Annotated in this window: 5 protein-coding genes; all 5 read left to right on the top strand. The window is 70.6% G+C overall.

Going from position 1 to position 4,163, the window contains the following annotated elements; translation table 11 throughout:
• Positions 1-640: HhH-GPD family protein (locus GA0115259_RS29760; RefSeq protein WP_093602765.1), on the top strand; the 640-nt coding region annotated here is incomplete at its 5' end.
• A 190-nt stretch (positions 641-830) separates the two neighbouring features.
• Positions 831-1,358 carry a SigE family RNA polymerase sigma factor gene (locus GA0115259_RS29755; protein WP_093602763.1) on the top strand — a complete coding sequence of 176 codons (528 nt, stop codon included), beginning with the start codon at positions 831-833 and terminating at the stop codon, positions 1,356-1,358.
• Entirely contained in the window at positions 1,346-2,038 is a 693-nt protein-coding gene (locus GA0115259_RS29750; protein WP_370748693.1) for a hypothetical protein, read from the top strand. The genes GA0115259_RS29755 and GA0115259_RS29750 overlap by 13 nt, the downstream gene beginning before the upstream one ends.
• A gap of 11 nt (positions 2,039-2,049) precedes the next feature.
• The gene (gene cseB, locus GA0115259_RS29745) at positions 2,050-2,757 is read left to right on the top strand and encodes a two-component system response regulator CseB (RefSeq protein WP_093602759.1); all 708 of its coding nucleotides are present in this window, start codon (positions 2,050-2,052) and stop codon (positions 2,755-2,757) included.
• A 30-nt stretch (positions 2,758-2,787) separates the two neighbouring features.
• Positions 2,788-4,107, top strand: coding sequence for a two-component system sensor histidine kinase CseC (cseC, locus tag GA0115259_RS29740; RefSeq protein WP_093602757.1), 1,320 nt, complete (start codon positions 2,788-2,790; stop codon positions 4,105-4,107).
• Positions 4,108-4,163 lie beyond the last annotated feature (56 nt).

The raw sequence follows: 4,163 nt of genomic DNA, 5'->3' as shown, positions 1-4,163 counted from the left end.
CGGCTACCCGCGCCGCGCGCTGCGGCTGCACGGTGCGGCGCAGGCGATAACGGAGCGGTACGGAGGCGACGTACCGCGCGAGCACGCGCAGCTCCTCTCGCTGCCCGGGATCGGTGAGTACACGGCCGCGGCGGTGGCCTCGTTCGCGTACGGACAGCGGCACGCCGTGCTCGACACCAATGTGCGCCGGGTCTTCGCGCGCGCCGTGACCGGTGCCCAGTACCCGCCGAACGCGACCACGGCCGCCGAGCGCAAGCTGGCCCGCGCCCTGCTGCCCGAGGACGCGGAGACAGCGGCGCGCTGGGCCGCGTCCTCCATGGAGCTGGGCGCGCTGATCTGCACGGCGAAGAACGAGGAGTGCACGCGCTGTCCGATCGCCACGCGGTGCGCCTGGCGGCTGTCCGGCAAGCCGGCGCACGAAGGCGCGCCCCGGCGCGGCCAGACCTACGCGGGCACGGACCGCCAGGTGCGCGGCAGGCTGCTCGCCGTTCTGCGCGACGCGGTCGGTCCCGTGCCGCAGACGGCCCTGGACGCGGTGTGGGACGAGCCGGTGCAGCGCGCCAGGGCGCTGGACGGACTGGTCGCGGACGGGCTGGTCGAACCGCTGGAGAACGGTGTCTACCGGCTCCCGCAGAGCTGATCCGGGCCGACCGGTCGTACACGCCGTACATCTCGTACGACCGGCCGGCCGTCGCACCACCGCCGTTACACAACCGATGGACAGCCGTGCGCCCGCCGACGGCTGTCCCGCACAACTCCGTGACAAGCGCTCCGTAACTTCCCTGCCGTAGGCGAACGGCAGGGATGGTCACGGTTCGGAGGCGGTCGGCATGGCACAGGGCGAGGTACCCGGATTCGAGGAGTTCGAGGAGTACGTACGGACCCGCCACGAGGCCCTGCTGCGCAGCGCCCGCCGTCTGGTGCCCGATCCCATCGACGCGCAGGATCTCCTCCAGACCGCCCTCGCCCGCACCTACGGCCGCTGGGACGGCATCGCCGACAAGTCGCTCGCCGACGCCTATCTGCGCCGCGTCATGATCAACACCCGTACGGAGTGGTGGCGCGCGCGCAAGCTCGACGAGGTCCCCACCGAGCAGCTCCCTGACGCGAGCGTCGAGGACGGCACCGAGCAGCACGCCGACCGCGCGCTGCTGATGGAGATCCTGGGAATTCTGGCACCCAAGCAACGCAGTGTCGTGGTGCTGCGACACTGGGAGCAGATGAGTACGGAAGAGACGGCGGCGGCGCTCGGTATGTCGGCGGGCACGGTGAAGAGCACGCTCCACCGCGCGCTGGCGCGGCTCCGTCATGAGCTGGAGACCAGACAGGAACGGGAGCGGGCGGGGTGCGCGGCCTGAAGGGCCCCGGTCGGCCCGGGGGCGGAACATTCGCGGGAACACGCACGGGAACATCCGTGGCGACTGCCCTGGCCATGGCCGGACTCACCGCCTTCTTCGTGCTCGCCACCGGCTGCGCAACGGGCGGTACGGGCACCAGGGACGAGGGCGCGGCGGTGAGCATGCCGGTCGAGCGGGGCCTGCCGACCGCCCGGACCTCCGTACCGGCACCGGCACAGACCGTCGACGCGGTGTCGCTGCTCAGACAGGATCCCAAGGTCGGCAGACGCGTCAAGGCCGATCTCAAGCCGTGCGCCGAGGACGCCTATCCGGTGGACACCTCGTACGGAGATCTCACCGGCGGTACCGCGCCCGATGTGGTGATCAATGTGATGACCTGCGGTGATGCCGTCGGTATCGGAACGTATGTGTACCGGTCCGTGGACGGCCGCTACAGGAACGTCTTCACCGACGAGCAGCCCGCCGTCTACGCCACGATCGACCGCGGCGCGCTCGTCGTCACCCAGCAGGTCTACGCGAAGGGCGATCCGGTGACCTACCCGTCCGGCGAGGATGTCGTCACCTACAGCTGGGGCGACGTCAAGTTCACCGAGCGCTACCGGGTGCGCAACAACTACAGCAGGGCGGTGGGCAACGGAGCCGTGAGCACGCCCGAGCCGACCGTGCCGGGCGAGAACTGAGAGCCGGGACGATGGCCGGGACCCATGTGCTCTTCGTCGAGGACGACGATGTCATCCGCGAGGCCACGCAGCTCGCGCTGGAGCGCGTCGGCTTCGTGGTCACCGCCATGCCCGACGGACTCTCCGGTCTGGAGGCGTTCCGCGCGGACCGGCCGCATATCGCGCTGCTGGATGTGATGGTGCCCGGTCTGGACGGTGTGAGTCTGTGCCGCCGTATCCGCGACGAGTCGACTGTGCCCGTGATCATGCTCTCGGCGCGCGCCGACTCCATCGATGTGGTGCTCGGTCTGGAAGCCGGCGCCGACGACTATGTGACCAAGCCGTTCGACGGCGCGGTGCTGGTCGCCAGGATCCGGGCCGTACTGCGCCGCTTCGGCCACGCGGGCGGGCCCACGGCGGGCGACGGGCCAGGACAGGACAGGCCGGCCGCGTGCGGAGTGCTGACCTTCGGCGATGTGGAGATCGACACGGACGGTATGGAGGTGCGCAGGGCCGGTGAGCCGGTGGCGCTGACGCCGACGGAGATGCGGCTGCTGCTGGAGTTCTCCGCCGCGCCCGGGACCGTACTCTCCCGCGACAAGCTGCTGGAGCGCGTCTGGGACTACGGCTGGGGCGGTGACACACGGGTGGTGGACGTCCATGTCCAGCGGCTGCGCACCAAGATCGGTCAGGACCGGATCGACACGGTCCGCGGCTTCGGTTACAAGCTCAAGGCATGAGACGGCTCGCGGCATGAGACGGCGTAGGACATGAGACGGCTCGCTCTGCGCACCGGCGTCAGATGGAAGATCAGCATCGCGATCGCGGCCGTGGGCGCGCTGGTCGCGGTGGCGCTGAGCCTGGTGGTGCACAACTCGGCCCGCGTCTCGATGCTCGACAACGCGCGCGAGGTCCAGCTCGAACGGCTGCTGTTCGCGGAGCGGATGTACGACTCCACCAAGGAGCCCAAGTTCGGCACGAAGGTCGATGACCCGGCGCTTCCGCACGATCTGCGGGCCAAGATGAAACAGGGCCGGCGCGCGACCTATGTGCAGGAGAACGCGCACGGAGTGCCCGATGTGTGGGCGGCCGTCCCGATGGGCAATGGCGCGGTGCTCTCGCTGCACAACAAGTTCGCCGACCGCAGCGCGACGATCATGAAGGATCTGGACCGCTCCCTGATCATCGGTTCGGTCTCGGTGGTCTTCGGCGGATGCGCCCTGGGCGTACTGATCGGCGGACAGCTCTCACGCCGGCTGCGCAGGGCCGCGGGCGCGGCGGCCCGGGTCGCGCAGGGCAATACGGACGTACGGGTCGGGGAGTCCGTCGGCGGAGTCGTACGCGACGAGACGGACGATCTGGCCCGCGCGGTGGACGCGCTGACCGACGCGCTGAACGAGCGGATCGAGGCGGAGCGCCGGGTCACCGCGGATATCGCGCATGAGCTGCGGACGCCGGTGACGGGCTTGCTCACGGCGGCCGAGCTGCTGCCGCCGGGACGGCCCAGCGAGCTGGTACGGGACCGGGCCCAGGCCCTGCGGACCCTGGTCGAGGACGTGCTGGAGGTGGCCAGGCTCGACAGCGCCTCGGAGCGCGCCGAACTCCAGGAGATCGCCCTCGGCGAGTTCATCGAGCGCCGGGTGGCCCTGCTGGATCCCGCGACCGAGGTCAAGGTCGTGCACGAGTCCTGGGTGAACACCGATCCGCGGCGGCTCGAACGCATCCTCGGCAATCTGCTGGCCAACGCGGCCAAGCACGGCCGCACACCGGTCGAGGTCACGGTCGAGGGCCGGGTCGTACGCGTACGGGACCACGGCCCGGGATTTCCCGAGGCGCTGCTGCGTGAGGGCCCGAGCCGGTTCCGTACGGGCGCCACCGACCGCGCTGGCCATGGCCACGGTCTGGGCCTGACCATCGCGGCCGGCCAGGCCCGGGTCCTCGGAGCCCGGCTGACCTTCCGCAACGCGGGCCCCGAAGGCATGACGGAGCGCGCGGAAGCGGGCGGCGCGGGAGGCGCCATCGCGGTCCTCTGGCTCCCGGAACACGCCCCGACGACCACGGGCAGCTTCCCGATACTCAAGATGCCCTAGGCCGTGTTTCAGAAGTAGCGTCGTCCGCCCGCGGGGCAGACGGGACTTCTGAAACA

This window comes from Streptomyces sp. MnatMP-M17 (assembly GCF_900091995.1).
In the GTDB taxonomy this organism is placed as follows: domain Bacteria; phylum Actinomycetota; class Actinomycetes; order Streptomycetales; family Streptomycetaceae; genus Streptomyces.
Note: the sequence above shows the minus strand (reverse complement) of the source record. Positions and strands in the feature narration are given on the sequence as shown.

Coding starts and splice junctions, on each gene's coding strand:
- cseC (WP_093602757.1), top strand. CDS start 2,788: ATGAGACGGCTCGCTCTGCGCACCGGCGTCAGATGGAAGATCAGCATC.
- cseB (WP_093602759.1), top strand. CDS start 2,050: ATGGCCGGGACCCATGTGCTCTTCGTCGAGGACGACGATGTCATCCGC.
- GA0115259_RS29755 (WP_093602763.1), top strand. CDS start 831: ATGGCACAGGGCGAGGTACCCGGATTCGAGGAGTTCGAGGAGTACGTA.